General features: G+C 37.9%; 27 protein-coding genes and 5 tRNA genes. 5 read left to right on the forward strand and 27 right to left on the reverse strand.

The genetic code is table 11. From position 1 onward, the window contains the following. Positions 1 to 124: 124 nt before the first annotated feature. From M3225_RS04565 to M3225_RS04655, 19 genes are all read right to left on the reverse strand, one after another. Positions 125 to 1,645 carry a rhomboid family intramembrane serine protease gene (locus M3225_RS04565; protein WP_251391385.1) on the reverse strand — a complete coding sequence of 507 codons (1,521 nt, stop codon included), beginning with the start codon at positions 1,643 to 1,645 and terminating at the stop codon, positions 125 to 127. Between the two features lie 134 nt (positions 1,646 to 1,779). Then, on the reverse strand, positions 1,780 to 1,956 hold the full coding sequence (locus M3225_RS04570; RefSeq protein WP_013059186.1) for a hypothetical protein: 177 nt from the start codon (positions 1,954 to 1,956) through the stop codon (positions 1,780 to 1,782). A gap of 51 nt (positions 1,957 to 2,007) precedes the next feature. Continuing rightward, positions 2,008 to 2,805 carry a DUF92 domain-containing protein gene (locus M3225_RS04575; protein ID WP_251391386.1) on the reverse strand — a complete coding sequence of 266 codons (798 nt, stop codon included), beginning with the start codon at positions 2,803 to 2,805 and terminating at the stop codon, positions 2,008 to 2,010. Beyond that, positions 2,792 to 3,358 carry a 5-formyltetrahydrofolate cyclo-ligase gene (locus M3225_RS04580; protein WP_251391388.1) on the reverse strand — a complete coding sequence of 189 codons (567 nt, stop codon included), beginning with the start codon at positions 3,356 to 3,358 and terminating at the stop codon, positions 2,792 to 2,794. The genes M3225_RS04575 and M3225_RS04580 overlap by 14 nt, the downstream gene beginning before the upstream one ends. A 46-nt stretch (positions 3,359 to 3,404) precedes the next feature. After that, positions 3,405 to 3,554 (reverse strand): 50S ribosomal protein L33, encoded by a 150-nt coding sequence (gene rpmG, locus M3225_RS04585; protein WP_013059189.1) that lies wholly within the window; start codon positions 3,552 to 3,554, stop codon positions 3,405 to 3,407. Between the two features lie 238 nt (positions 3,555 to 3,792). Beyond that, complete coding sequence (locus M3225_RS04590) at positions 3,793 to 6,072, reverse strand: sugar phosphate nucleotidyltransferase (RefSeq protein WP_251391390.1); 2,280 nt, start codon at positions 6,070 to 6,072, stop codon at positions 3,793 to 3,795. Continuing rightward, positions 6,069 to 8,387 carry a glycosyltransferase gene (locus tag M3225_RS04595; RefSeq protein WP_251391392.1) on the reverse strand — a complete coding sequence of 773 codons (2,319 nt, stop codon included), beginning with the start codon at positions 8,385 to 8,387 and terminating at the stop codon, positions 6,069 to 6,071. Before M3225_RS04595 ends, M3225_RS04590 begins: the two co-directional genes overlap by 4 nt. Next, entirely contained in the window at positions 8,380 to 8,874 is a 495-nt protein-coding gene (locus M3225_RS04600; protein ID WP_251391394.1) for a DUF4912 domain-containing protein, read from the reverse strand. Before M3225_RS04600 ends, M3225_RS04595 begins: the two co-directional genes overlap by 8 nt. Positions 8,875 to 9,067: 193 nt before the next feature. Further along, positions 9,068 to 9,727 carry a phosphate signaling complex protein PhoU gene (phoU, locus tag M3225_RS04605; RefSeq protein ID WP_045292064.1) on the reverse strand — a complete coding sequence of 220 codons (660 nt, stop codon included), beginning with the start codon at positions 9,725 to 9,727 and terminating at the stop codon, positions 9,068 to 9,070. Between the two features lie 22 nt (positions 9,728 to 9,749). Beyond that, a complete protein-coding gene (pstB, locus tag M3225_RS04610; protein ID WP_374109811.1) occupies positions 9,750 to 10,547 on the reverse strand; it encodes a phosphate ABC transporter ATP-binding protein PstB in 798 nt (265 codons plus the stop codon). A gap of 353 nt (positions 10,548 to 10,900) precedes the next feature. Next, on the reverse strand, positions 10,901 to 13,078 hold the full coding sequence (locus M3225_RS04615) for a peptidoglycan D,D-transpeptidase FtsI family protein (RefSeq protein ID WP_251391398.1): 2,178 nt from the start codon (positions 13,076 to 13,078) through the stop codon (positions 10,901 to 10,903). Between the two features lie 161 nt (positions 13,079 to 13,239). Continuing rightward, entirely contained in the window at positions 13,240 to 14,517 is a 1,278-nt protein-coding gene (locus tag M3225_RS04620) for an MFS transporter (protein ID WP_050689133.1), read from the reverse strand. Between the two features lie 129 nt (positions 14,518 to 14,646). Then, positions 14,647 to 15,255 (reverse strand): superoxide dismutase SodA, encoded by a 609-nt coding sequence (sodA, locus tag M3225_RS04625; protein WP_251391400.1) that lies wholly within the window; start codon positions 15,253 to 15,255, stop codon positions 14,647 to 14,649. Between the two features lie 196 nt (positions 15,256 to 15,451). Then, positions 15,452 to 15,544: transfer RNA gene (locus tag M3225_RS04630), tRNA-Ser, on the reverse strand. 11 nt (positions 15,545 to 15,555) lie between these two features. Beyond that, a tRNA-Ile gene (locus M3225_RS04635) sits at positions 15,556 to 15,632 on the reverse strand. A gap of 3 nt (positions 15,633 to 15,635) precedes the next feature. Next, positions 15,636 to 15,710 (reverse strand) — tRNA-Asn (locus M3225_RS04640). Positions 15,711 to 15,750: 40 nt separating this feature from the next. Next, positions 15,751 to 15,824 (reverse strand) — tRNA-Met (locus tag M3225_RS04645). A gap of 1 nt (position 15,825) precedes the next feature. Continuing rightward, positions 15,826 to 15,900 (reverse strand) — tRNA-Asn (locus M3225_RS04650). A gap of 62 nt (positions 15,901 to 15,962) precedes the next feature. Further along, positions 15,963 to 16,448, reverse strand: coding sequence for a DUF456 domain-containing protein (locus tag M3225_RS04655; protein WP_251391402.1), 486 nt, complete (start codon positions 16,446 to 16,448; stop codon positions 15,963 to 15,965). Between the two features lie 358 nt (positions 16,449 to 16,806). Here M3225_RS04655 and M3225_RS04660 point away from each other — a divergent pair, with 358 nt between their 5' ends. Continuing rightward, a complete protein-coding gene (locus M3225_RS04660; protein ID WP_251391404.1) occupies positions 16,807 to 17,589 on the forward strand; it encodes a DUF1189 domain-containing protein in 783 nt (260 codons plus the stop codon). A 15-nt stretch (positions 17,590 to 17,604) separates the two neighbouring features. Here M3225_RS04660 and M3225_RS04665 read toward each other — a convergent pair whose 3' ends face one another. Beyond that, the gene (locus M3225_RS04665) at positions 17,605 to 17,784 is read right to left on the reverse strand and encodes a hypothetical protein (RefSeq protein WP_251391406.1); all 180 of its coding nucleotides are present in this window, start codon (positions 17,782 to 17,784) and stop codon (positions 17,605 to 17,607) included. Between the two features lie 134 nt (positions 17,785 to 17,918). After that, positions 17,919 to 19,130 carry an MFS transporter gene (locus tag M3225_RS04670; RefSeq protein ID WP_251391408.1) on the reverse strand — a complete coding sequence of 404 codons (1,212 nt, stop codon included), beginning with the start codon at positions 19,128 to 19,130 and terminating at the stop codon, positions 17,919 to 17,921. 76 nt (positions 19,131 to 19,206) lie between these two features. On the opposite strand from M3225_RS04670, the gene M3225_RS04675 reads away from it, so the two are divergent. Then, positions 19,207 to 19,539 carry a hypothetical protein gene (locus M3225_RS04675; protein ID WP_251391409.1) on the forward strand — a complete coding sequence of 111 codons (333 nt, stop codon included), beginning with the start codon at positions 19,207 to 19,209 and terminating at the stop codon, positions 19,537 to 19,539. Between the two features lie 151 nt (positions 19,540 to 19,690). Continuing rightward, positions 19,691 to 20,794 carry a flavodoxin-dependent (E)-4-hydroxy-3-methylbut-2-enyl-diphosphate synthase gene (gene ispG / locus M3225_RS04680; protein WP_201763664.1) on the forward strand — a complete coding sequence of 368 codons (1,104 nt, stop codon included), beginning with the start codon at positions 19,691 to 19,693 and terminating at the stop codon, positions 20,792 to 20,794. Between the two features lie 36 nt (positions 20,795 to 20,830). On the opposite strand, the gene M3225_RS04685 is transcribed toward ispG, so the two are convergent. Then, positions 20,831 to 21,190, reverse strand: a complete 360-nt coding sequence (locus tag M3225_RS04685; RefSeq protein WP_029320185.1) for a membrane protein — start codon at positions 21,188 to 21,190, stop codon at positions 20,831 to 20,833. Positions 21,191 to 21,450: 260 nt separating this feature from the next. Here M3225_RS04685 and M3225_RS04690 point away from each other — a divergent pair, with 260 nt between their 5' ends. Then, a complete protein-coding gene (locus M3225_RS04690; protein WP_251391412.1) occupies positions 21,451 to 22,026 on the forward strand; it encodes a 5' nucleotidase, NT5C type in 576 nt (191 codons plus the stop codon). Between the two features lie 30 nt (positions 22,027 to 22,056). Here M3225_RS04690 and M3225_RS04695 read toward each other — a convergent pair whose 3' ends face one another. From M3225_RS04695 to M3225_RS04705, 3 genes are read right to left on the reverse strand one after another with little or no spacing between them, the layout of a single operon-like run. Continuing rightward, a complete protein-coding gene (locus M3225_RS04695) occupies positions 22,057 to 22,470 on the reverse strand; it encodes a Fur family transcriptional regulator (protein WP_013059207.1) in 414 nt (137 codons plus the stop codon). Then, positions 22,467 to 23,309: a metal ABC transporter permease gene (locus M3225_RS04700; protein ID WP_028411633.1), complete on the reverse strand. Its 843-nt coding sequence runs from the start codon at positions 23,307 to 23,309 to the stop codon at positions 22,467 to 22,469. The genes M3225_RS04695 and M3225_RS04700 overlap by 4 nt, the downstream gene beginning before the upstream one ends. Continuing rightward, complete coding sequence (locus M3225_RS04705; protein ID WP_251391414.1) at positions 23,306 to 24,082, reverse strand: metal ABC transporter ATP-binding protein; 777 nt, start codon at positions 24,080 to 24,082, stop codon at positions 23,306 to 23,308. The genes M3225_RS04700 and M3225_RS04705 overlap by 4 nt, the downstream gene beginning before the upstream one ends. Before the next feature lie 273 nt (positions 24,083 to 24,355). On the opposite strand from M3225_RS04705, the gene M3225_RS04710 reads away from it, so the two are divergent. After that, positions 24,356 to 24,607, forward strand: coding sequence for a DUF2624 domain-containing protein (locus tag M3225_RS04710; RefSeq protein ID WP_251391416.1), 252 nt, complete (start codon positions 24,356 to 24,358; stop codon positions 24,605 to 24,607). 49 nt (positions 24,608 to 24,656) lie between these two features. On the opposite strand, the gene M3225_RS04715 is transcribed toward M3225_RS04710, so the two are convergent. Together M3225_RS04715 and M3225_RS04720 are read right to left on the reverse strand one after the other, a co-directional pair. Next, positions 24,657 to 25,544: a deoxyribonuclease IV gene (locus M3225_RS04715; protein WP_251391418.1), complete on the reverse strand. Its 888-nt coding sequence runs from the start codon at positions 25,542 to 25,544 to the stop codon at positions 24,657 to 24,659. 28 nt (positions 25,545 to 25,572) lie between these two features. Continuing rightward, positions 25,573 to 26,892 carry a DEAD/DEAH box helicase gene (locus M3225_RS04720; protein ID WP_251391420.1) on the reverse strand — a complete coding sequence of 440 codons (1,320 nt, stop codon included), beginning with the start codon at positions 26,890 to 26,892 and terminating at the stop codon, positions 25,573 to 25,575. Between the last annotated feature and the right edge of the window lie 88 nt (positions 26,893 to 26,980).

Genomic DNA, 26,980 nt, shown 5'->3' on the forward strand with positions numbered 1-26,980 from the left:
AACAGTCATTCAGTCATAAACAGCGGCCGTATTTAACGCCCACTGCTAGGTCTACATATTAATATTCTAGTAAACGTTCTCACAATAGTAAAGTATAAAATATTAAATTCGTCATTCCACAGTTTTAATTTTGTAGCTGTCGCTTCAGCTTTTCATATTTTTTACTTTGTGGTTCAAGCGCAATTGCTTTATCTATATTTTTTGTAGCTGCTTGAATATCATTCAATTTGATATTCACCAGAGCCAACTTGTAATAAGCTTGATGATAAGTTGAATCATACTTTATAGCTTGCTTCAATTGATTTTTAGCTTCTTTATAATTTTCAAGGTAAAATTCAGCACTAGCACTGATGAAATATACGTCACTATTGCTTGTCCCTTTTTCAATAAAAAGCTTAATGGCGTCCTTTGCTTCTTCATACTGCTTCTGCTGAAGATACGTAGCGGCTACGCTGAGTGCATAGGGCTCATCTTGATAAACAGAACGCTCATGATATCCATAAAAAAGCAGACTTCCTACTAATAAGAGCGTGCAAATGAAAGCCGGAATTTGAATATAAAGCTTTTTTTGTTTCGGTAAACTGACGATGCTCGCAGCTAAAAATCCGCCAACCAAGCCTCCAATATGCCCTGCATTATCGACGTTCGGCGCAACTAACCCAAAAATCAAGTTAATCACAATGATAACAATGAAACTCGACCCCATTGTTCGAAAAAAGAAGCGCGGATTTGTTCTTGCTAAAAACAATAAAGCTCCAAAGCAACCAAAAATGGCGCCTGAGGCCCCTGCCGAAATAGACGTATTCCATATAAAACTTCCTAGAGCCCCTGCAAACCCGGCAAATATATAAATAAAGACAAAACGCCCGCTGCCATATATCCTCTCTACAAGCGTTCCTAGGTAATACAAGGCTACACTATTCATAAGCAAATGCAGAAGTCCTATATGCAAAATCATGGGTGTAAAAAAACGCCACCATTCTCCTTCCATGATTAAGGGGTTGTATTTAGCTCCGTATTGAATCAGAGTGAGCGTATTTTGTGTACTGCTTTTCCACTCCAGAAATAGAAACATTAAGATTTGCAGCGCTAAAAATATATATGTAAAAATAGGTTTTCCATCCCCAGCTATTTGTTGTTCTTCGCTTTGTTTTTTCTGCACAAAAAGCACAATTTCATTTTTCCACTGTTCTATTCGCTGGGCTTCTTCTACGGAAGAGAAATTGTCTGCGCTTTCTAATGTAAGACCAAGCTGTTCGAATAGAGGTTCATAAGCACTTGCTTTCTCTGCCGTTAGTTGTTCAACGTAGCTATTCACTTTAGAGGGACTTGGCGCACTTTCTAAGGATTGCTCTGTATAAAAAGGATCAAAATCCGCAAAGTAAATCGTGTTAAGAGTAAGCGTTGATTTACCGCTCTGCTTTCGCACATTCTCAGCTCTTTGTAATGCATATAATACATCTTTTTGCTGCTCAACGGCTGATTTGAAATTCCGGCGGACTATGCGGACAATTGACTTGTCTTTGCGATGCGGAGATTGAAACCATAACTCTGAAGCATCAGCTTTCATCGAAATCAACTCATATGAAGAATGGCCAAGCAATTGCTGTGCCAGCTGCAAATAATAAAAATCTTGCCTAGACAAATAGTCACCTCCTCATACTCTCTATATGTAAAGATGGCAGAAAGCCAGGAAAAAAGCAACGATTTTCCCTTTTTCTTTTTCTACAAAAAAACACCTTACAGGCTCGTAAGGTGTTTTTTATGTATCTTTCGCTCTTAGCGGAAGACCTGCTTCATTAAACGATCCCGAACAAACGGCAAATTAAAAAATGAACGAACAGCTAGACTGCGGATAAACGAATTTCCAAACAACGAATTTAAAACACGGTATCTCATTTGGTAGCCCAGCGTTCCAACGACTAAAAGCGTAAGTACTAATACAATATGTCTCATTTTCAAGCCTCCTTACGTTTACTTTGCTCCTATGACGAACATTTTATGCTCTTATATAGGTAAAAGCAGTATAAGGATTCCGCCTGTAAAAGCAGCAAGCAAAATAGAAGCAAGATTCACAACATCATTGTTAAAAAAAGTTATTCCTTTTTCTTTTACCGTTGATTTACGACAATGATCTTTCCGTTCCGTTTCAATACCGCAGCTTTGACAGCGAAAGCGAACTTGCACACTTGCTCCAAGAAGAGTGTCTATAGCGTTGCCAATAAAACCAAAGCACCCGACTAGCAATATACTACTCAGCGATACGGATGGAAAAGCAAAATAACAAGCGGCAGCAATAAGAAAAGCTCCGGCTGCTCCGGCTACTGTGCCTAACAGCGAAACGGCTCCTGAGGTACCCGCTTCTACTCTCTTTAACGGCCAAATGTAAAACGGCGGCTTCTTACTAAGAGACCCTATTTCAGATGCCCATGTGTCGGCATTAGCAGCTGAAATACTGATCATAAACATCCACATGCAAACAGGCAAAGCTGTTGCAGCATATAACAAACCGCAAGCAGCAGCTACACCTCCGTTAGCAAGGACTTGAATATAATCTCGCCTGTCGTGCTTTTGCAGCTTTTCTTCTAATACACGTTTTTTTTCTTTTTTGTACTTACTACACAACGTAGAGGTGCTAAAAAATAAGAGTAAGAGTAAAAAACCTTGAAGCGAAAAACCGATATAAACGCTCGCTCCTACGATAAAAGACATGCAGGCTCCCGATACAGTCAGTGCTTTTGCTATGTAGCCTGCTCCTGCCATGAGTAATATTACGATTATCATGACAATATCAAACGGATTCACAGCAAATAAGCTCCTTCTCTGTCAAAATATATTCAACGGGAACATCGTGAGATTCATATGGAACCTCTGAAACGACTTGACAATCAAACGCAAGGCTTAGCTTATGTCCGGTATAGTTTGTTAAGTAACGGTCGTAATAGCCGCCACCATAGCCGATACGATATCCATTTTTGCTATATACCACGCCAGGAACAAGGAGTAAATCAATTGAAGATTTTGAAACGGGAACAGTTTCTTCAACAATTGGTTCGGCTAAACCGTAGTAAACTGTTTCAAGCTGTGAAAAATTCGTAATCTCGTAGAAGACCATTTGAGATGTTGTGGGGTTGCACTTTGGAACAGCTACTTTCTTTCCATCTTTCCAAGCACGTTCAATGATAGCTTTCGTATTAACTTCTTTATTTCTTGAAACCGTAACTGCAACGACTCTAGCTTCTTTCCATAAATAAGTTTCATACAGTGCATTTGCTATGCTCGTTGAATGTGCCTCGTGCTGCTCTTCAGAAATTAAATTAAGAACGCGCTTCATCTCTTTGCGCAGATGAGATTTCATTTTAATTCCCCCTATAAAAAAAACAGCAGGATTGTACTCCTACTGCTTACTTTGTTTCACGATGAAGTGTAACTTTTTTAAGTCTTGGGCTGTATTTTTTTAACTCAAGACGATCTGGGTTATTACGCTTGTTTTTAGTTGTAATGTAATTACGGTCACCAGTTTCAGTGCAAGCTAATGTAACGTTTACGCGCATCTATTTTCCCTCCAAACATTATAAACATAAATCAGACTTTAATATAATATCATTTTTCGAAAGGAAATGCCAGTCTGTTTTTTTGAAGAAAGTCATTTAATTTTATTTCTTCACTTTTTCTTTTGTCTTAGAGCCTGAGCTCCTTCTCTGCTACGCTTGTATAGATGAAGTTTCTTGAAATAAGCAGAATTCTCTTTATGAGAGGTGTACTTCCTTTCTTTTAAATAAAAACCATTATTTACACTCTTTGATACTCCTGTATTTTTTCCACAAAATATGCCGAAAGCTTCTTTGCAGTCTGAGTGTTTAACGCCTCTGAATAAATATTTAATACGGGCAAGTGACCATCTGGCAAAATAAGCGTCCATTCGTGGGGATCGTGGTAAATTTTCAAGCCATCAATTACATATACTTGTTTACCGATTGCTTCTTCTAATAGCTTCTTCATCACTTGTTCTTGAATTTCTAGCGGACATGAAATATAGCGCCAGTTCATATAAGCGTGCGGGACATATTGAATCATTTCAGAAATTCTCCGCTGTTGCACCATGATTAATTCTATCAGCTGACATAAAGCGTACATTGCATCTAACTGAAATTGAACGGGACCCAAAAGACTAAGCAAATCACGTTTTTTTGCTTTTGTCCTCATAAATGATTGATTGAGAGATTGAGCAAATGTTTCTAGTGTGGATGAATAGTGTATGGGAATAGGAACGAATGCTACTTTTTTTGTCATGTATACGCTATAAATATAAAGCGACATAATTTCTGAATCATTTACACTGCAGCCTTTTTCATCATATAGAGCAAATGTTTCTCCATCTTCTTTAATCTGAATACAAAAAGACAGCTTATTTTTTTTAATCATTCGTTTGATTTCTTCTGTTTTCTCCCATTTGTTTAAAAACAAAACATGGACACGAAGACGCTTACATAATAATTCGACAACTTCCTGTATAAACGGCGAACAAATCACGCCAATCCGCATACTGTCTTCTAATAAAACATGCTGATTAATTGATTTCACTAAAGCATCCGAATACTCTTCACGGATATTGTGTATGCTTGTTTCTTTAAGTGGAACAGAAGTCGTTATGTTTGCTTTTTTAGCTTGAAGGTACATCCGCTCAATCTTTTTTTCAATAAGCTGATTAACTAATTGCCCTTTCTTATCATATATTTCTAAAAATAGGCCGCTGTTTTTGGTATCAACACCAATATAAATACCAATGCTCGTTTGTGAAATCATCATGTAATATCGAAACACAGGAAGAGCTTCTTTTTTAATATCATACACAGCTGAATGCTTACTTCGTAAAAAAGAAAAGCATTCTTTGCGAAGTTGAACGGCTTCTGCTTCATCATCGCTTGCTAGACAGAACGACCCTTGATGTTTGCATACAAGTAATAAAGCATTATATAGTCTTTCTCGATCAACGGATGAATGTACATACAGGCGACCATTTTTGAAGATAGAAACATCTGGTTTTACAGAAAGTTGAGGTAGCACTTGATTTTCAGCTACTGTATCTTGGACATACGTAGTCATTGCTTGAACATTTACATAGGGACCTATCGTAGCGTTGTATAAAAACGATTCTGCCCCCACCGTTACGTTTTGAAGCAAAATCGTTTTATCGATTGCAGCATGTGCTTCTACGATACTATTGGTTCCGATAATCGTGTAAGGACCAATAGAAGCACCTTTTTTAATCACCACATTTTCTCCTACGTAAACAGGATCGTAAACAGTCACCCCTTCTTCTATGAGCGCGTCATCTGAGACAATACTTTCCTGTCTATTGCCAAACCACTTGCTCCACAAATCATAGTATGCTTGACGATAATGGTGGATTTGCCCAATATCAATCCAATAATCCTCCGTTACAAAACTACACACAATATGGTTATATTCCAAAAGAAGCGGAATAATGTCAAAGCTAAAATCTGTAGGACCATAAGAATTCACGTAATCAAGAACGGATTTTTTGATCACATACACTCCCGTATTAACCAATCGGCTATTGGCCTGTTCGTAGGTCGGTTTCTCTACAAACCCGGTGACTCGATGCCCTTCATCTACCGTCACCACTCCATAACCCCGCACGTCGTTTACTTCTTTTGTAACAATGGTCATTTCGCTTTTTTGTTCATAATGAAAATGAATAACGTCTTGAAGATTAATTTCTGTTAAGGCGTCTCCACTAATAATGATACAGTCTTCCTCAATAAAGGCTTCTGCTCGCTTAATTCCACCCGCTGTTCCAAGAGGCTCTTTTTCGATAAAATAAGTAAGCATTACTCCCCACTGAGAGCCATCCCCAAAGTATTCAATAATTTGTTCATGCCTATACTGCAGCGTAATCCCAATCTCTGTAATTCCATGTTTCTTAAGCAGTTCAATGCTATATTCCATCACAGGTTTATCATAAAGCGGCAGCATAGGCTTTGGAATAGTATAGGTCAGGGGCTGCAGTCTTGTTCCTTTACCGCCAGCAAGTATAATGGCTTTCACTTTTTTGCCTCCCTCCTTTTTTTATCCTGGCAAATGTGATGTTGAAACAGCTTACTTGTATCAATAGCGATTTTTTCCCAGCTAAACATAGTTGTTGCTTTTCTATACCCATTTTCGCTGATTTCCGCAGCCTTTTTTTCATTTTTCAACAAAAATTCAATACAGTTGATTAATTCGAGCGTATCTCCTCGAGCAAACGTCAGGCCCGTGTCGAAATGTGAAACAATATCGCTTAGACCTCCTGTATCGGCAACGATAGTTGGCTTCTTAGCTACCATCCCCTCTAAAGCCACAATCCCAAAAGGTTCATATAGACTTGGAAAAACAACCATTTTACAAGTTTGAAGAAGCTGATTTCGTTCGTTGTCGGTAATGTATCCAATAAAATACACGTATTTGTCTAATTGCTTTTCACTTACCTGTTTTCGAAACTCATGAAGTAAAGGGCCTTTTCCTGCCACAACAAATTGAACATCTACTTGTTTTTTCTTAAATATTTCCGCTGCTTCAATAAATAGCTGAAATCCTTTTTCATATACAATTCGTCCAATCGAAAAAATAATAGGGGCCTTTCTAAAATTATATTTCTTTTGTAAACTTTCTTTTAACCGCTCATTGACTGCGTCAACTACTAGCTGCTTGTCAATTCCATTTGGAAATATAGCGATTTTATCTTGCTCTACATGAAATAAAGTGATTAATTCTTTCTTCATATAGTCACTGCAGACAATAATTGAGCTTGATTGTCGAATCAGCTCCTCTTCTTGCGAGTGAATTTTCTGCTGCATGTCATTATGAATACCATTATTGCGCCCATGTTCTGTCGCATGAATGGTTGTAATTAGCGGTCTATCCGTTTTATCCGCTAAACATTTTGCTGCGGATGCAACAAGCCAGTCATGAGCATGAATAACGTCAAAAGATAACTTGTAACCTAACTGCAGTCCTCTAAGAGCCATAGCCACGTTCAAACTGTTTACCCATGTCAAAAAATCCGGATGATGAGGCTGCAGGCTTTTAACTCGGTAAACGTGAACACCATATAAACGCTCATACTCCGGCAGCCCCTCTACATACGTTGTTAATACACTAACGTGATGGCCCGCCTTTGCTAACGCTCTGGATAAATCAAATACATGTCGTGCAAGTCCTCCGATAACTAGAGGAGGGAATTCCCATGCAAGCATTAAAATAGAGAGACCGCCTTTATATTGATTTACTGATAAAGCCGCCGGCTCTATCTCTTTTATAGGGTATAAAAAAGAACTTCCTGAAAGAAAACTATTTTCACTATCCATCATTGGATTCTCTTCGTGACAAAGAAAATCAAACAGCTTTACTTGCCTTTCGTATTCATCTCTGACCTTTTCAAAATTATAAAGCCAATCGCTGCTACTTAAAAGGAGCCACTGTCGGTAGATGGCATTCACCACGCTAGGATTTTTAGAATCGATAACATCTAGCATTGCCTCTGACTTCTGTACGGTTGAAATAAACAATTGATTGTTCTCACTGACAAATTCGGCGCTTTTTGTTGCACCGTAGAGCGCAAGAGTTTCGTTTTGGTGAAACTGTATATCCCTCGCGTAATCTAAAGGATATTGAAATGTACCGCTTGCTGCTTGCATTCGCTGAAAGCCAAGCGTGTCCTTAGCTTTCAAATCCAAAACAGCGCTCGCTTTATTCATTGTTCCTTCCTCAACTTGTTTTCCTTGCTTAGGATATGGAAACAGGATAATGCCAGCAGGCGACTTTTTTAGTTCATCTGTTGATGACTTCACAAATGTATAGCGAATTTCATGAGACTTCAGCAGCATATCTATTTGATGAGTGTATTCTCCTTGTTGTATAAAAAAACCGACGGGCTTTTTTTCAAAAAACTGTTGAAAAACACGTATTGCTTCTGTAATTTGGAGATTTAATGTTTGTTCGGTTTTAAGGATGGAAACAAACGCGTTCGTTACGGTAGTAGGAATACATTCCATCATGTTATGCTGAAAGAAATACTTGCAGGCTGAGAATAGGCTCCCGTCCCACTTTGTTAAAAAAGAGAGTGCTCTCTGATGCTGCCGGCTTGAAAACTGGTGTAAATATTGAGCATAACGAGTGTTAAACTCCTCGTCGTTTAATACGTTCAAAAACACAGAAGACATCACGGTTGTTGTACCTATCAATTTCTTAGACTCAATTTGATCTAAAAAAGGGATGAATTCGTTCGTTACTTGTTCAAACAGCGGATACTCATTCTCTACTTGAATTACATGTAGCAACGGATAATGCATATAGGTTAAAAGAATACAGTCATCACTATTCATATTGCTTCTTCACCTGCTCCAAGTCATTTGAATATAAGGAATATGTGCTAAATTCATTTTGAACACCTTGGTGAACTTTTACAGGTTCGTACATCCAACCTAACGAAGTTACATTCACTTGTTCATGTTTTTCTTTCATCAAATAAACCGGATTCGAACGAAGAAGGGAAAAAAAACTTCCTTCTTTATCTTGAATGCCAATATCTATTACATACGTGCGCTCACTTTCCAAGCTATTCATAAACATGAAGTCTTGCTTAGGGGTAAGGCCCTTCATATAATAGCGGTTTGATTCATGGCCGTTAAAATGAAGACCTGTTATATCATACGTACACATAGCTAGATTCAATTCTTCCCACCGTGTCGAAAACATACTTTCTACCATCTCTCGAATATGCTCTGAAAACGACCAGTGAACATAAATACGAGATGAGTCAAGTTGAGTAGCTATGCACACATTTAAGTTTTGAATAAGATTAGCAGCCACTGTTTTATCACTTCGTTTCTTAGATTGTTTTTTCTACATACAAGTGCCGTATAAACTTATTAACATCTTACCATTCAGAAAAAGTTGCCACAATAAACGCAATTTGTCGATTTGTGTTAAAAATTCAGGTTAATATAGTGATTGTAATTTACTAACAAAAAAACCTCTTCGCTTATTAGAAGAGGTTTTGCTACTATTCATTTAAATCGTAGCGCTTGCCTTTCACAAGGTAAAATACGCTTTCCGCTACGTTAGTGGTATGATCAGCCATACGCTCTAAATAGCGGGCTACAAATAAAAGCTGTGTAATTTGGTTCATGGCCTCCTGCTTTTCCTTAGCAAGACTTAAAAGTTCTTTGATTGTTATTCCGTAAAGCTCATCCACTTCATCGTCCATTTCCGCTACTTTTTTAGCTAACACAAGATCTTCCTCGTGATAAGCTTTTAACGAAAGACTCAGCATTTCAATCGAAATATCGTGCATTTTCTTCACATGTTCTAACGGCTTAATTAATTCTTCATTTCCAATTCGTATAGCCGATTTTGCTACGTTAACCGCAAAGTCCGCCATACGCTCAACATCCGAAGCAATTTTAATTGCCACAATGATACGTCTTAAATCGATAGCCACCGGCTGTTGCTTTGCAATAAGTAAGATAGCTAGGTCATTAATTTCTTCTTCTAAATCATCAACGTATGCATCGCCGTCGATAATTTCTAGCGCCAGCTCAACGTTGCTTGTTTGCAATGCTTCAATTGATTTTGATAGCGCCTCATGCGTTAAGCGCCCTATTTCTAATAATTTTTCACGTAATATCTTTAAATCACCATGAAACTTTTCGCGTACAACCACTCATCCCATCTCCTTGTATGTCTTAACCGAAACGACCTGTAATATAATCTTCTGTGCGTTTATCAGATGGCATTGAGAAGATTTCATCTGTTTCTGCGTACTCTACCACTTCTCCATTTAAGAAAAATGCTGTTTTATCTGAAATACGTGCCGCTTGCTGCATATTATGTGTAACAATAATAATGCTAAAGTCTTTCTTTAATTCTTGTACTAACTCTTCTACTTTTAACGTTGAAATTGGATCAAGTGCAGAAGTAGGCTCATCCATTAAAATAACGTCTGGTTCAATAGCCAAGCAGCGCGCAATGCAGATACGCTGCTGTTGTCCACCTGACAAACCATTCGCATTTTGATTCAAACGATCTTTAACTTCGTCCCAAATAGCTGCTCCTCGTAAACTTTTTTCAACAATTTCATCTAGCTTTTTCTTGTTGCGAACGCCATGAATTCTTGGACCGTACGCAATATTATCATAAATAGATTTCGGGAACGGATTTGGCTTTTGGAAAACCATTCCTACTTGCGTCCGTAGCTCTTCTACATGGTACGATTTATCAAAAATATTTTTCCCTCTATACTCAATTTCACCTGATGTACGGACAATTGGGGTCATTTCTACCATACGATTTAACGTTTTAATATATGTTGATTTTCCGCAGCCTGATGGACCGATGATCGCGGTAACTTCGTTAGCATGAATGTCTAAATCAATATTTTTTAAGGCATGTGTGTTGCCATACCATAAATTCAAACCTTTTGTTTTATATACAATTTCTTTTGTTTGCGGAGTATTCACTTTTTCTTTGTTAGTCAATTCCATTGTTATTGCCATTGGATAATCCTCCTTCATCGTCTTTAACCGTTTTGAGCACAATAAAAGTCTCTCTATGTCTATTTAATATCTATTGTTTACTATCTATTGTTTACTATCATTGTAAATACGAGAAGCCAAAACGCTTCTCCTTATTTTTATCATTTCCTATTAACCCTTACACTTACAGAATAATAGTCGACTATTAATTGTGTTTTAACTCAATGTAAAGCTTTTGTAAACGAAGGTCTATCTGCGTATTTTTTAGGTAAAAAACTAGTTCTTACGACTCTTAAATTCAATAAAAAACCATATATGTAAAGATTTTTAATAAAAAAAGAAGCACTGATTTTATCAGTGCTTTAATTGGCGTCGTTTGCAATGACAGCCTGTTGATTCTCTTCTTGATCTTTTACTTCTTGTTCGCCTTTTTTCTTTAAATCAAAATACGTATCGAGCGCAGAACGAGCAAGCTCTTTTGTAATGGTATTTGGTGCACTTGGCACAAATGCCGATGGTACAACGACAGCTACTGCAATTTCAGGATCATTTGCCGGAGCAAAGGCCACGAAGTTTGAATTATTAACTTTAATCGGATCTCCTCCGCTTGGGTTTTTCTCATAGGCTTGTGCCGTTCCTGATTTACCAGCAGGATTATAGTTCGCTGTATGAAAAGCTGCATATCCTGTACCGCCTTGTTCTTGCGTAACGCGCTTAAAGCCATTTTGAACATCTTTAATGTATTCTTCTTTCATCGTGATACGATTTAACACATCAGGTTCAAATGAATGCTGCGTACCGCCAATTTCATCGGTTTTAATCGTTGGTTTTCGGATTTCTTTTACTAGCTGCGGCTTGATCCGATATCCTCCATTAGCTATTGCAGAAGTATATTGAACAAGCTGCAGCGGCGTGTACGTATCATACTGACCAATTCCTAAATCAAGCGCCGTACCTGGAATATCGCTTCCGCCTTGGACACCTGTCGATTCGTTATCAAGGTCTATGCCTGTTGATACGCCTAAGCCGAACTGACTGTAGTAAGAACGCAGTTCGCTGAATGTATCAGGTTTAATCGGTAAAGTCATGTTCTTATGGTACTGTAATCCAGCCATAGCCATTACCGTTTTAAACATAAATACGTTGGATGAATATTTTAACGCTGATGAATACGTTAATGGTCCTAATCCTTCAGCCTCAGCTGATTTTTTAACGGGTGTTCCTTTAATTTTTAACGGTTCATCGACTAACACTGTATTTGGCTTAATAGCTCCTGAATCTAAGCCAGCTAGAACCGTCGCTCCTTTTACAACAGAACCCATTGTATAAGATGTTGAAATATTTCCTAATGCAAAATCTTCTATTTTAGGCACTCCAGTCTTCTTATCAATGGTGTATTTTTTACCTGCCATCGTTAAGATTTCTCCTGTGTGAGGATCCATCATAATCACAAAAGCACGGTCCAAAAATTGCGTTCCTTTCATTTGCTTTTTGGCTAAAAGCTGGTCCGTAATTTGTTTTTCTATTGCTTTTTGAAGCTCCATATCAATGGTTAATACCAAATCACTGCCGCGTTCACCTTTAGACACTTGAAGTGTATCAAGGAGATTTCCTTTATCATCTGTTACATACTGGACTTTTTCTTTTTGACCGCTGAGCTGAGCTTCGTATTGCTTCTCTAAATAGCTCGTCCCAACTTGGTCATTTCGGCTATAGCCTCTTGACAAGTAATACTGCACTTTATCTTTGGGCAGTCCCTCGTTGGCAGAGGATACATTTCCAAGCAAAGTACGGAGAGTGCTGTTTTCTGGGTATGAGCGATCCCAATACGTTGTTGTATCGACACCTGGAAGCTCATCTAAATGCTCACTTACAACGGCATACTCTTCATTTGTCACACCGCTTTTAACAATTTGTGGCGTGTTAGAATAACCTGCCTCCATTTGACGCTTAATAGCCAGAACTTCTAAATCACCTTTTAAACCTTCTAAATCTTTTTTAGAGATGCGGTCCAACTGACGTTGATACAGTTCGTCATCAGTCATTTCACCGTCTTGAACTTTTTTGCGATCAGCTTGCATAATTTTCTGCTCCGCTTTTTTAGGGTGAAGCATAATCCAATAATCCTTCATGTCGCGTTCTGTAATTTTTACCACATTTTTAGCATCTTTATTCTTTTTACTTTCTGGAATATCAATCACATTTGTGGTGTAAGGAACATCGATCATAGTGGCTAACTTTTTAGCGATGCGTAGCCTTTCTTCAGCTGTGTTTCCTTGAAAACGAGTATATGTAATCGTATTTAAAGAGGTATTATCTACAATTACGCGGTTATAACGATCGTACATTTTCCCTCGGGGAACAGGCGTACTGACTGTAACGTCCTGTGTTTTTTCGACTTCTCGTTCGTAATTCTCACCGTACACAATTTGAACAAGTCCCAACCGCAAAATTAATACGGAAAATAGGGCAAATACGGTCAAGAAAAGTAAGTTCACACGAAAAGGCACGTGACTTTTTCTTCTTTTTTTCTTTTTCATACCAACACCTACACTTTATAAAACATATATACCATAACACCATAAAATCAGACATTTAGCAAATAAATAGACACCTGGCAGGTGCCTATTTACGCAACGTATTTATTCTAAAAGAAAAGCGAGACATTTTCCATAGTACAAATGAAGGAGCTGACAACACTCTAAGCTGGAGATTCTCCGTCTCCTTCATTTAATACTGGGGGAGTAACCGTAGTTTCTTTTTTGTGTAGAGGCTGTGAAATATGTCTCACACAAAAGTAAATGATTGTATGCCCTGCTCCAACAATAGCTAATAAAATGGGAATACTTTTTGCTTCATCAAAAAACAGTACAGCTATTAAAAATAAAGAGATGGAAACGACGCGTCCAATATTCAGAAATACTTCTCTGACAACAATGTATTCGATTCTTTTTGAAACAACGTCTTTTGCTCGTCCAATCACATCGTACGTTAGAGAAATGAATGGAACCAACAAAATAGGATAGGCAATGGCAATACAAACAGCATATATAATTAACTTTGGATACGATAAGTTAAAGATAAGCAAAAAGACTGCTCCATAGAGAAGGAGTCCCCCTGTGAAAATAAATCGAAGGCGATTTTTTTGCTTAATAAATCTTGAGGCTACATAGTATCCTACAAACGCAACCGCTGAATTCACCAGTCCATATGTCCCTAAAGCTAATTCACTTCCCGTCGTAATAAACACCATGACGGATACAACAAAAATGAACGTACCTTCACGCAACCCTTGGAAGAAATGAGCTTGCAATATTCGATTCCAATCTTTATTGACTTTTCGTTCAGCCCATACTTCTTTAAATTTGTATACTCCTTCCGCTGCACGTCTTGTAATAAAAAAACTAAGCACAACGGCCCCAATAAATAATAGCAGAGATACACCAAAGACAATTTTATACCCAAGTGATTCATACAAAGCGGAAATAACGAAGCCCGCTCCTAAAGGACCAATCATCCCTGCAAAAGAGTTTAAGATTCCTAAAAATCCGTTAAAAAAGTCTCTTGTATCAGGTTCTGTAATTTCAAAAGTTAGCACATTAAAAGCTAGCCAATAAAAGCCATATCCTATACCCAGCAGTCCACCAAGCAATACTAAATACTCGGCTGCGTTAGCTCCACTGATTAATACAGCGATATAAAAAACAGCTAAAAAAGATACACCTAACCTTAAAACCACAACCCGGTCAATTCGTTTGGCCCATTTACCTGCTAAAATAAACGTAAGCGGCTGAAGCACCACTACCGCTAAATTATAAATAGCGAGATCCGAAAATTCGCCTGATTGTTTCCACAGATAAATGTTAACAAACGAATTGGAAATTGAAATAGCCAAGGCATAAAGACCGCCTATAATTAAAAGCAAAAGTAAATCTTTACTAACTTCTACATCTCCAACTACTTTTTTTAATAAAGGCATATCAAAAAACTCCTTTTCTCTTCTACACCTAGTGTGTGAAAAAGAAAAGGAGATATGTAAAAGAATTGGAAAACAAAAAAGCCAGTAAAGGTAATAATTACTTTACTGGCTCTTAAATACGTCTTTAACTTATTTTGCAGCGTCGTAACGCTTAGCAACTTCGTCCCATTTTACAACATTAAAGAATGCTGAAATGTAATCTGGACGGCGGTTTTGGTAATTTAAGTAGTAAGCGTGTTCCCAAACGTCTAGACCAAGGATTGGCGTTTTGCCTTCCATTAATGGGCTATCTTGGTTTGGTGTGCTTATTACTTCTAATTCGCCGTTGTTTACAACTAACCAAGCCCAGCCAGAACCGAAGCGAGTTTTAGCTGCATTTGCAAATTCTTCTTTGAATTGATCAAAGCTGCCGAATTTGCTAGCGATAGCGTCTGCTAATTCACCAGTTGGAGCACCGCCGCCGTTAGGGCAAAGGATTGTCCAAAATAATGAGTGGTTCGCATGACCGCCACCGTTATTGCGTACTGCTGTACGGATATCTTCAGGAACAGCATCTAAGTTTGAAATTAACTCTTCAATACTTTTGCTTTCTAGATCCGATTTGCCTTCAACAGCAGCGTTTAGGTTTGTAACATATGTGTTGTGATGTTTTGTGTGGTGAATATTCATTGTTTCTTTGTCGATATGTGGTTCCAGTGCATCGTATGCATAAGGTAGTTCTGGTAATTTGTAAGCCATGAATAATTCCTCCTTCAAAATATGTAAGCATTTTGGCGCAAAAGCACCGTATACATTTAGATTAGCAAATTTACCCTACTGTTTCAAATAAAAAGTACTTAATCCATGATTTATATTTACCTAATTCCCATTCACTATTCTTTTAAACATAAAAAAGCTTCTTTTTCTTAAAAGAAGCTTTGAATAGACAATAGTATGGCGGAGGAAGAGGGATTCGAACCCCCGCGGGCTTTAACACCCCTGTCGGTTTTCAAGACCGATCCCTTCAGCCGGACTTGGGTATTCCTCCAACCGTATAAATGGTGGACCCTGCAGGACTCGAACCTGCGACCGGACGGTTATGAGCCGTCTGCTCTAACCAGCTGAGCTAAGGGTCCCCATGGCTCCACAGGTAGGACTCGAACCTACGACCGATCGGTTAACAGCCGATTGCTCTACCACTGAGCTACTGTGGAACAATATGAATTATGTATATCACAAATGTAAATTGAGAAATAGCGGCGGAGGGGATCGAACCCCCGACCTCACGGGTATGAACCGTACGCTCTAGCCAGCTGAGCTACACCGCCATGGCTCCACAGGTAGGACTCGAACCTACGACCGATCGGTTAACAGCCGATTGCTCTACCACTGAGCTACTGTGGAACAATATAACATTTACTAGCGACATTAAAAATTTAACATGTTTCTAGCCTAAAGTCAATATATTATTTTAAAACAGCGTATAAAAAATATGCAATCATCAAAAGTTGAATAAATCCTTTTGAGATAGCGCCACTAAAAAACCCAATAACCGAACCTACTCCAATTTTCACTGCGTTGCTAATCGTTGTTCGATGAACAATCAGTTCTCCCACGACCGCTCCGATAAACGGACCTAAAATAATTCCAAATCCCGGGATGATAAACGGCCCAACAAGCAGCCCAACTGTACTTCCCCACACACCTGCTTTAGTACCTCCGAATTTTTTTACACCGATAATATTGGCTATATAGTCTGCTAAAAAAAGCGCTATAACTAACAATCCTTGTATCACCCAAAATAACCAGCTATAGGAACTAAAATCATAAAACAAACCGTATATAACAAACCCTAGAGCTACAAATAGCACGCTTGGGATGATGGGGTAAACCAACCCAACAAACGATACAACAAAGCTAATGATAATTAATGCCCAACATAAAATAGCCATGCCCGCACCTATCCTTTTTATTATTACTATTTATCATACAATAACTACTCCTATAAAGAAAGACCTTGCACCACGAGACCTTCCTTTATTTTACTTTCGAATACGTCTTCAGATAACGATTTTCGAGTGGCACTTCTGCAATATTAACAGCACGGTCCTCAAGCTGCCGGTAATATCCTCAAAAACAATGACAGCAAAACCTGTACATATACGTTTATTTAAGCATAAGATGTGCTTTTGACAAAACGCTCCATGGCATCATTGTAATTGGGAACGGTTTCTAAAATCTATTGTAAACCTTAAATTTTCGCTATAAAATAAGGTATAATCAGAATTTTTAATAGTAGGAGGCTTTACAATGAGCATGCTGAAAAAGATGGCATGGAGTTTTACTTCCTTCCAAAAAATAAGGTCGCTTCGCTTTGAGCATACGAATAAGACGATTGGCTTTGTGTTGTTTTTAACACTTATTTCTTTGCTGCCTACATTTTTCTTTATGACTTTGACGATTGTAAACGGCTATCATATCGCTACTACAGATCTTCCGAAATCTGTTTCTTCTTTTTCTATTTCAAATTCGCGGCTTACGTCAAGTCAGCCTTTCACAAAAAAAGTAAACGGTACTGCTTTTATCTTAAATTCCTCACAATCTATTGAACAGTTTCATTCTTCTGCTCATGCGATTGGTTTTTTAAAGGATGGAATTTACATCACGACTAATTCACAAACACAAACGTATTCATATGATTTATTAAATTGGCATCATAAAGAGAAAAATGAACTGTTAAACTTGCTACACGAACAAAAATCTTCTTTATACATACTGGTCCCTATCTCTATGCTTTTACTGTACGTATTAACATCTGGACTAAACTTTCTTTTCATTACCTGCCTCGCTTACCTTGGAAAACTGATTGGGCTCATTACTAAAAAGCAGCTGCCTTTCAAACAGCTATGGGCACTGAGCGCTTATAGTATGGTAGCCTTCACGTTGATCTATACGCTATTTGAAGCTTTTTCCTTGTCTCTAGCAACACATAGCTCTCTTTACTGGATAGGAACATTCTTCATTTACTTGTTGCTTATCATAGGGCTTCCTATAAGAAAAAACGTAAAGCCTAATAAAGAGATTGAGACCTAACAAAATCAATCCAATCTAAAGACGAACAAATTGGATAAATGAGCTAGTAGGGATCGCTTGTTCCACCGCTGTTGATTTCCGTGCAAGACTTCGCTTTCCGCGGGCGGCCGATGAGCCTCCTCGTCGCTCACGCTCCTGCGGGGTCTCACCTATTCCGCTTCTCCCGCAGGAGTCTTCGCCTTGCCCTCCAATCAACAGCTAGAAGCACCTACATACAAGAAACCTATGTTCACCCTACCAATGAAAAAATCCGAACGAATTTGATTCTTGATCAAGAATCAAATTTGTTCGGAGCTTCCTTCAACTAAAATACTTTTGTCCCAGCCTCTTTATTTCTGTACAACTTTTTTTCTTACCATTGCAGAAGAAAGAATTTTCAACTGATACAAAACCCATAAACCTCCTGCTGCGAGCAGGATAAAGCTATAAATAAACATCAGCCTTTCATTATGCATCCACATTTCAAAAATAACAGGCCCTAATGCTACTCCTAAAAATCTCACCGTTCCATAAATGGATACAATAAACCCTCTTTCTTCGTCTGAAGCCGCTGAAGTAATCATCATATTAATGCACGGAAGAACAAATCCTAAGCCGCCAAAGGCGACTGTCAAACAAAACATCAAAATAGGAAGCGTGTAAATAATTGTTAATACTCCAAACATCACGAATAAAAGAATCATTCCTACTATCATTAATTTTTTCATGAGCTCTACATCTGTTTTGATTCGCTGACCGGTCCAATAAGAAACGAGCGTCATCGCGCCAAGAGGAAATAAAAAAGCGGTTCCTTTTAAAAAACCGTCTATATGATACGTTTCCTCTATTAAAAAAGATAAGTAATATAAAATGCCAAATAATAAAAACAACCCCAATCCCCCGACAAAAAATAAAGGAAAAAGCGATTTTCTTTTATCATAGACAATCTGAATGGCTCTCTTTAAATATTCTCGGACAGATACTGAATCCGAACCTATTTTCCCTTCTCTCACATAGATGACTATACCTACTAAAGCAGCGCCTGCAACTAAAGGATAAACAAAAAATGCGGCATACCATACAACGAGTGCTGCCGATGCTCCGATTATAGGCGCAACCACTTTTCCAGCTCCGTTATACACTTCTAAAATCCCGAGGACTTTTGCTCTTTTTTCCCCTATAAATACATCTCCAGTTAATGCCATTGCCAACGTTGTAGTACCAGCAGCTCCAATCCCTTGAATCACTCTGCCAGCCATCAACACAGCAAAACTTCCAGAAGAGAACGAAGCGCTACTAGCAGCGACAAAACTACCGATTATCATCATGATGAGCGAATACATAATTAACTTTTTACGCCCATATCGGTCTGATAAAATCCCCACAGCAGGAATACACAATGCAGCTGGAATCGAAAATGCACTCAGTATCAAACTGGTTTGAACTCCGCTTAAGTGAAGCGATTTTTGAATGCTCGGTAGCAGAGGAATGAGCATGGAATTCCCCAGTACCATGATTAAAGGCAATAAACCTAATGAAACAATCATTAATTTTTCTTTCAATTTTCGTTCTCCAATCATATTTAAGTAGGACAAGCATAGGCTTTACACATAAGCAAAAGAATGAAGGAGGAGCACAATGAAAAAGCTATGTGCATTAGCCGCTTTCGCTTTTATCGGATATATTTGTCACTATGACATTAAATACGGGACCATTCCTACTGCTACTGAAGCAGTTCAAGTCAGCAAAGCGCAGCCTGCAGAAACAAAAGCCGCTAGCTCTTCTTCCACCTATACAAAAATAAAAATTAAGCCAGGCGATACAGTTTTGTCCGTAATTGAAAAGCTTACCAAAAAATCGATACCGGTTTCTATGAACGAAATGATTACAGATTTTAAAAAGTTAAATAACGGTACAGCGCCTGAGGATATTCAAATTGGAAAAACGTATAAGTTCCCTATTTACAAGTAATGACAGCATTCTTCTTGTCAAGATGGGATAGTCATTGTTAAAATAGCTAGGGTAGTACTTTCTACTAGTTATTTTGTTCATAAAGAGTTATTCTATTAATGAATTCAAATTCTTGATTTCATTTTGAAGGAGAGATTATCACGTGAGTGAAATTATACATCGTACAAAAACACGCCCGGTTAAAGTTGGAGATTTAACAATCGGGGGCAGCAACGAATTAGTTATTCAAAGTATGACAACCACTAAGACACATGATGTTGAAGCAACGGTTGCAGAAATTAAACGTTTAGAAGAAGCAGGATGCCAAGTTGTTCGTGTTGCTTGCCCAGACGAGCGCGCAGCAGATGCAATCCCTGAAATTAAAAAACGCATTAACATTCCATTAGTTGTGGATATTCATTTTGACTATCGCTTAGCATTAAAAGCAATTGAAGGCGGAGCGGATAAAATCCGTATCAACCCCGGTAATATCGGACGTCGTGAAAAAGTGGAAGCTGTTGTAAATGCTGCAAAAGCTAAAAATATTCCAATTCGTATTGGAGTTAACGCCGGTTCACTTGAAAAACGTATTTTAGATAAATACGGCTATCCGACAGCAGATGGCATGGTAGAAAGTGCACTTCATCACATTAAAATTTTAGAAGACCTTGATTTCCATGACATCATCGTGTCAATGAAAGCATCGGATGTTAACTTGGCAATTGAAGCGTATGAAAAAGCTGCTCAAGCATTTGACTACCCTCTTCACTTAGGAATTACAGAATCCGGTACATTATTTGCAGGAACTGTAAAAAGTGCAGCAGGTCTTGGCGCTATTTTATCTAAAGGAATCGGAAATACATTACGTATTTCTTTAAGTGCGGATCCTGTAGAAGAAGTAAAAGTTGCGCGCGAATTGCTAAAATCATTCGGTTTAGCTTCCAATGCTGCAACCCTTATTTCTTGTCCAACTTGCGGACGTATTGAAATTGATTTAATTAGCATTGCTAATGAAGTTGAAGAGTATATTTCAACTGTAAAAGCACCGATTAAAGTAGCGGTACTTGGCTGCGCTGTAAACGGTCCTGGTGAAGCTCGTGAAGCTGATATCGGCATTGCAGGAGCACGCGGTGAAGGCCTTCTATTCCGTAAAGGTGAAATCGTACGTAAAGTTCCTGAAGAAACAATGGTTGAGGAACTAAAAAAAGAAATTGATAAAATTGCTGCTGAATATCACGCAAAGCAAGAAGCTGAAAAAGCTGCAGCTAAATCATAATCAAAAAAAGCGAGGCGCATATGCGCCTCGCTTTTTTTATGAAAAGAACGGTAATATAAACGTACCGACAATAATCGATACAACTCCGATCCCTATTGCCCATGCTCCTAGCGTAAGTGCTCCTTTTCTGCGTGCGATAAACCCTAGAATAATCCCAGCGGCACCAAGAATAATTGGTAAAAAGAATAGTGAAAGAATCGAAAGCACGAGTGCGAAACGACCGTATCCCGTTCCTTCTCCTCGTCCAGCGACTTCATGATTGCGATCAATATCTATAACTTCACGCTCTGCATGAGGCTCTCCTACTCGGTAAGGAACACCTACTTCAGCTGCAGTTTCTTCCATGAAATCAGCTTCATATACATCTTTTCTACGCCTTTGTTCTTCATTCTCCATGCTTAATCCCTCGCTTTCGTAAATAAGGAGCATTTATAGTATCTGAATGCGAGGAAAAATTATAAGTGTTAATCTTATACAGCTGCTCATTTCCTTACAAAAAATATCTACATACACGATTACCACACCGTGTGATCATCATTACGTTTTTTCTCAAGGCGTATAAAAAGTATTACTGTTTCTCTTTGGGCTTTATGTTACACTAGACAAGAATAATCAAGCATCTAAGTAGAATAAACGTATTAAAGGAGTGCACGTATTTGACGAAAAAGTTTGGAATTGACATTGATGGAACTGTTACCTCTCCTGAAACTTTTGTTCCTCATTTAAATAAAGCCTTTAACTTAAATTTAACACTTGAAGATATTACAGAATATGATTTCAGCCCTTTTGTAAATGTATCACCTGCAGAATTAGGAAAATGGTTTAAAGCAAATGAACGCTCTATTTACGAAACTTCTCCACTTGCAGACGACGCAAAAGCGGTTTTACAAAAATGGCATCAAAAGCATAAATTATTTTTTATTAGTGCAAGGCACGATAAGCTATTGGACGTGACGGAAGAATGGTTTCAAAAAAATGAACTATCGTTTCATCACATTGAATTAGTTGGCTCTCATTTTAAAGTTGAGACAGCAAAACGATACGATGTTGATATCTTTTTTGAAGATAAACATGATAATGCTTGTGAAATCAGTGAAGAATGCAACATTCCCGTTATCTTATTTGATACTCCTTATAATCGCTTACCTGTTCCAAAAGGAGTGGTTCGCGTATACAATTGGCTAGAAGCGGATCAGTGGGTAGCCAGCTGGTTAAAAGAACAGCAAAAATAAAAAAGAGAGGTGCATAACGCCCTCTCTTTTTTATTGATTACATTCTATACATTGTCCATAGATTTCAAATTTATGGCCTGTAATATTATATCCTCGCAAATCCTCGTCTACATACTCCATAGGACAAGCTTCAATTTCTTTTGTTTTTCCACAATCTAAACAAATGAAGTGGTGATGATGATGAGCGGTTGCACATTTAAATCGAAAGTGCTTTTCGCTCGAAAGCTCCGTCATTTCAAGTACGCCTAATTCCACAAACAATGATAAATTACGGTAGATTGTATCAAAACTTAGACCAGGATAATCAGGTTTCATGTATTCTAATACATCTTTTGCCGTTAAGTACTTATTTGACTTTGAAAACAGGGCAAGCATTTCTTCACGTTTTCCTGTATGTTTATATCCTTGATCTTTTAATAAATGAATGGCTTCAGTTAAATTCATTTTTGTTTCCCCTTCCGTCCTTTATTAATCATAATAGATATGATTAAAATAACAACAGCGATGACAACAATTGTACCCCCTGGTGCTAAATCCAAGTAGTACGCTGAAAATAATCCGCCTAAAACAGATATTTCACCAAAAATTACCGAAAGCAGAATCGTTTGTTTAAAGCCTCTAGCTAAGCGAATACTTGCTGCTACAGGAAGAGTCATAAGAGATGACACCAATAAAATACCGACGATACGCATCGATACAGCAATGACAAGAGCAACCATCACAATAAATAAAAAGTGCATCCACTTCGATTTAATTCCAGAAGCAGAAGCATGCTCCTCGTCAAAAGATAAAATAAACAATTCTTTATATAAGAAAAAGACAATAGCTATTACAAATACGGCTATTACAACAACTGTCCAAAGATCCGAACGACTTACCGCACTTACGCTTCCAAACAAATAATTCATTAAATCATTATTAAAACCGTCTGCCAGCGAGATACAAATTGCACTAATACCAATTCCGCCCGATAAAATAATCGGAATGGCCAGCTCTTGATAATGCTTGTAGACCCCTCGAAGCTTCTCAATAAAAAGAGCGCCTGTAACGGAAGATACCATTCCTAAATAGACGGGGTTCACTCCTTGCATAAACCCTATTTTCTGACTAAGAAGTAAGCTCGCGGAAATCCCCGCTAGCGTCACGTGACTTAAAGCGTCTGCAATTAAAGAAAGGCGCCTCACTACGATGAACGTTCCCAATAAAGGAGCTAAGACGCCAATAATCATACCGGTTAAAAATGCATTTCGTAAAAACTCAAATTGAAATAAACTGCTTATCATACGTGCTGCCCTCCATGATGATCATGGGTTAACACATGAACATTATGACCATAAAACATAGATACATCATGTTCACAAAGCTGTTCGAATTCTTTGGCATTCCCATGAAAGTGTAGAAATTTATTTAAACAAGCAACGTGGGTTACCTTTTCTGAGACAGTGCCAATATCGTGGGTAACAAGCACAAGCGTAATTCCTTTTTCTTTATTTAACTTTTCAAGAAGCTCATAAAAAGTGTACACATTTTGTGCATCCACTCCGACTGTTGGCTCATCTAAAATTAACAGCTCGGGTTCACTTACAAGCGCGCGAGCAATAAAAATTCGCTGTTGCTGACCACCCGATAATTCTCCTATGTTTCGATTTAAAAATTCACTCATCCCTACTGCTTCTACCGCCTCTTTTACTTTTTGTTTGTGAGAAGCATTCATAAAGCGAAACAAACCTAATTTTGAAGTAAGACCTGTTGAAACCACTTCAAAAACGGTAGCAGGAAAGCCGCTGTTAAAACTATTCGCTTTTTGCGATACATATCCAATTTTACTTCGTTCTTTAAACCTTCTCTGATCTTTTCCAAATAACCGAATTGCACCTTGAGATGGTTTTTGCAAACCAAGTAAACATTTAATTAGCGTTGATTTTCCAGAACCATTTGGACCAACGAGACCCAAAAAAGCTCCTTTTGGAATTGAAAAACTTATATCTTCTAATACATTCACTCCATCATATTGAAATGATAAATGATCAATTTCAATAATATCAGGTGTACTCATATGCGCCTCACCCTTCTTTTTTTATATTTCTCCATACAAAAGAGGGCACGGTTTCTATCGTATACTCCGTTACCCATTTACTTTCTCAGAATCATTACGATTTAATCATTAATGTAGTATACAGGATTGTCTTTTATTTGTAAACTAAGCCGTTTCACTCATTCGCTTTCTTGCCTCCGTAAGTTCATCCGACTCAAAATTTTGTTTTATTACACAATATAGGCACATCTTTCTTTTTTATTCATAAACTGTATATGACGAGGAGGTAATCATATGAAAATTGTACAGCAGATTGTCAATAAAAAAGTAAATAACATTACCCCGAAAGAGCTTTTAAAGTATAGCAAACAATACAACATCCCCCTTACAGATCAGCAGGCACACACCCTTGTATCCGTCATTAGACAGCAACCCGTAAATATTTATAACCTTGAAGAACGCCGAAATTTAATCAAACAAATTGCTCAAGTAACAGATCGCGAAACTGCCAAACGAGTGAACGAATTATTTCAGCAGTTGATGTAAAAGAAGAGGTCATGTCTATAGACATGACCTTTTTCAATCACATATGAAATTACATAAGCTTCTGTTTTAACTCTGAATCAAAGCTTTGTGCACGGATCATATCAATTTCTAATTGATATGGCGCTTTTTTATTTTTCTTATCTTCTCCTACATAAGGAGTTTCTAGAATTTTTGGAACCTCTTTAAACGCTGGATGATGAACAATATAATTTAGTGCACCAAATCCGATTTCACCAAATCCAATATTTTCATGACGGTCTTTTCGAGCACCGCATACATTTTTACTATCATTGATGTGAAGCACTTTAATTCGCTGTATTCCTACCGTCTTATCAAATTCATTTAATACACCATCAAAGTCTTGAACGATATCATAACCAGCGTCATGAACGTGACATGTGTCAAAACAAACAGAGAGTTTTTCGTTGTGCGTCACACCGTCAATAATTTGTGCGATTTCTTCAAAACTTCTTCCACACTCTGTTCCTTTTCCAGCCATTGTCTCAAGCGCAATTTGAACTTCTTGGTCAGCTGTCAGAACTTCATTTAGTCCTTTGATAATTTGCTGAATACCAGCATCTGCTCCAGCGCCCACATGAGCCCCTGGATGAAGAACAATTTGCTTCGCACCAAGAGCATGAGTGCGCTGAATTTCAGACGATAAGAAATCTACTCCAAGCTCAAATGTTTCGGGCTTTGTTGTATTTCCTAAATTAATGATATAGGGAGCATGTACAACAATATCTTTCATTCCATGCTCTTTCATATGCAAAAGACCAGCTTCAATATTAAGCTCTTCAATCTTTTTACGACGAGTATTTTGCGGAGCGCCTGTATAGATCATAAACGTATTTGCTCCGTAAGAAGCAGCCTCTTCACTTGCTCCTAAAAGCATCTTTTTGCCGCTCATCGATACATGAGAACCAATTTTCAACATTACTTTTTACACCTCTAACCTATTGCGATTAACGATTGTTGCGTCTTTCACTACGCTTTTTCTTTTGCACATATTTTGTAATTTCACGAGCACGTTTTTTCTTATAGCCAGGCTTTACTTTCTTCGGCTTTTGAATAAAACGATGTGCCTCTTCTCCCACTTCATCCGCTTTCTTCAGACGCTTTTTACGGCGGTTACGGTCATCAATGGAAATCCATTCTTGCTTTTGAAGATCTTTGTTTACAAACTCGATCCCCATTTTCTCTAGCTTATTTACTGCATCTTCATCTTCCACATCGAAGATTGTAGCAGCAATTCCAGAATGACCGGCACGAGCTGTACGTCCTACGCGGTGAATGTAGAAATCTAGATCTGAAGGAAGCTCAAAGTTAATTACGTGTGAAATTCCTTCAATATCAATACCGCGAGCTGCTAAATCTGTCGCTACTACGTATTGAAATTCTAAATTATTAATTTGCTTCATCATTTTCTTACGGTCACGAGGAGATAAGTCTCCATGAATTCTTCCTACTTTTAAGCCTTTAGACAGTAGGTCATCTGCTACTTCGTCCGCCATTTTCTTTGTATTTGTAAAGACGATAGCTAAATAAGGGTTATACGAAATAAGCATATCATGCAGTAGCTTAAACTTGTTACGATGACGTAGTGGAACTAATACATGCTCTAATTTAGCCGCTGCCGCTTGCTTAGGCGAAACATGCGTAAATTTTGGATTTTCCATGTATTTTTTTAAGAATGGCTTTAATTTTTCAGGAATAGTTGCTGAAAAAACAAGCATCTGTAATTTTTCAGGCATATTGCTTGCCAAACGGTCCACATCTTCTAAAAATCCCATATCAAGCATTAAATCTGCTTCATCTACTACTAGCGCCTTTGTTGTATACACTACTAACGCTTTTTCATTTACTAAATCAAACAAACGAGCCGGTGTTCCTACAACAACTTGAGGCTGCTTCTTTAATTTGTCGATTGTACGCTGCTTATCTGTACCGCCGATAAAACATTTTGCTGAAATTTCTTCTCCTTCAGCACTGTGTTTTGTTAGCTTTAATACTTCTTGATAAATTTGAGAAGCAAGCTCACGAGTTGGAGCAGTAATCACAACTTGTACTTCTTCTTTTTTAGGGTCTACCTTTTCAAGTAAAGGTAATAAATAAGCGTGTGTTTTGCCCGTCCCTGTTTGTGACTGACCAATTACACTTTCCCCTTTTAAAACGGAAGGAATTAAGCGCTCCTGAATCTCTGTAGGCTGATAAAAACCTAATTGTTTAATTGCTTCTATTAAAAATGGTTGAAACTCAAAACGTTCAAAGTTTGTTTTTTCCATAATAGTCTCCTTTTTTACATTCACGTTCATCTTTTAAGGCACAATATATGATTATAATCGATTTTTCCTTCTGTGACTACTTCTCATT

It is taken from the genome of Priestia aryabhattai (assembly GCF_023715685.1).
GTDB lineage: Bacteria > Bacillota > Bacilli > Bacillales > Bacillaceae_H > Priestia > Priestia aryabhattai_B.